At 50.1% G+C, this 1,438-nt stretch carries 3 protein-coding genes; all 3 read left to right on the top strand.

Going from position 1 to position 1,438, the window contains the following annotated elements; genetic code table 11:
* Positions 1 to 64: 64 nt before the first annotated feature.
* Entirely contained in the window at positions 65 to 424 is a 360-nt protein-coding gene (locus tag CAGGBEG34_RS00065; RefSeq protein WP_006681922.1) for an NADH-quinone oxidoreductase subunit A, read from the top strand.
* Positions 425 to 452: 28 nt separating this feature from the next.
* A complete protein-coding gene (locus CAGGBEG34_RS00060) occupies positions 453 to 932 on the top strand; it encodes a NuoB/complex I 20 kDa subunit family protein (RefSeq protein ID WP_006681921.1) in 480 nt (159 codons plus the stop codon).
* A 19-nt stretch (positions 933 to 951) separates the two neighbouring features.
* On the top strand, positions 952 to 1,438 hold a 487-nt coding region (locus CAGGBEG34_RS00055; RefSeq protein WP_042687016.1), incomplete at its 3' end, for an NADH-quinone oxidoreductase subunit C.

The raw sequence follows: 1,438 nt of genomic DNA, 5'->3' as shown, positions 1-1,438 counted from the left end.
CAACACTCTCCCGGAATTCTTAAAATGAATAGCCCTATCATATTTAAAACATTCCGAGCGTGTCTTGAATCTTTCCGCCTACCTTCCCATCCTATTTTTTATCCTGGCCGGCGCGGGATTCGGCATTGCCTTTCTCAGCATTGGCAAATTATTGGGGCCGAACCGGCCCGATCAGGCAAAAAATGCGCCGTATGAATGCGGATTTGACGCGTTTGAAAATGCGCGAATGAAATTCGACGTACGATATTATCTGGTTGCCATTCTCTTTATTATTTTCGATCTGGAAACGGCCTTTCTTTTCCCGTGGGGCGCTGCGTTACGCGATATTGGCTGGCCTGGTTTTTTTGCGATGATGTTTTTTCTATTTGAGCTGATTCTCGGTTTTGCGTACATTTGGAAAAGAGGCGGTTTAGATTGGGTATAGCGCAGTTTTCAAACGCGGCAGTAGAACAATGGATGTCGAAGGTATATTAAAGCAAGGTTTTATCACGACCACAGCGGATCGATTGATCAACTGGACGCGCACTGGCTCATTATGGCCGATGACCTTTGGTTTGGCGTGTTGCGCGGTCGAAATGATGCATGCCGGCGCTTCCCGCTACGATCTGGACCGTTTCGGGGTTGTCTTCCGTCCGAGTCCGCGGCAGTCTGACGTGATGATCGTCGCCGGTACACTGTGCAACAAAATGGCGCCTGCACTGCGCAGAGTCTATGATCAGATGGCCGAGCCGCGCTGGGTGATTTCAATGGGCTCGTGCGCGAATGGCGGCGGTTATTATCATTATTCCTATTCGGTTGTGCGCGGCTGCGACCGCATTGTGCCTGTCGATGTCTACGTGCCTGGATGTCCGCCAACGGCTGAGGCGCTGGTGTACGGCATTCTTCAGCTACAGGCCAAAATCAGGCGGAAAAATACGATTGCCCGGCCGTAGTCTCGGCTGCCGTTTCTCAATGACAAATATTCGCCTGAAAAATCTTAAAGCGCGTCTCTCCGCAAAGTTAAGCGACCGTTTACAAGGCATGACGGATGATCTAGGAGAAATCACACTCACCATCCAATCGGACAAGCTGATTGAAATCGCGCAAATATTGCGTGACGACGCATCGCTGCGCTTTGAGCAACTGATTGATCTATGTGGTGTGGACTACTCAGCCTATGGTAATCGTGAAGACGATAGGGATGAGGATTCGACAGATTCGCCTCGCTTTGCAGTCGTGATTCATCTATTGTCGATTCAGCATAACGCGCGCGTGCGCATTAGAACCTTTGCGCCGGATAATGCGATGCCCGTGTTGCCTTCCTTGACTGAAATCTGGCATTCCGCCAACTGGTACGAGCGCGAAGCATTTGATTTATTCGGCATCGTGTTTGATGGCCATCCCGATTTACGCCGGATTCTGACGGATTATGGCTTTATCGGTCATCCATTCCGTAAAG

The organism is Candidatus Glomeribacter gigasporarum BEG34 (assembly GCF_000227585.1).
Lineage (GTDB): Bacteria > Pseudomonadota > Gammaproteobacteria > Burkholderiales > Burkholderiaceae > Glomeribacter > Glomeribacter gigasporarum_B.
Note: the sequence above shows the minus strand (reverse complement) of the source record. Positions and strands in the feature narration are given on the sequence as shown.

Excerpts from the sequence above, each read along its gene's own strand:
- CAGGBEG34_RS00060 (WP_006681921.1), top strand. The coding sequence starts at position 453 with ATGGATGTCGAAGGTATATTAAAGCAAGGTTTTATCACGACCACAGCG.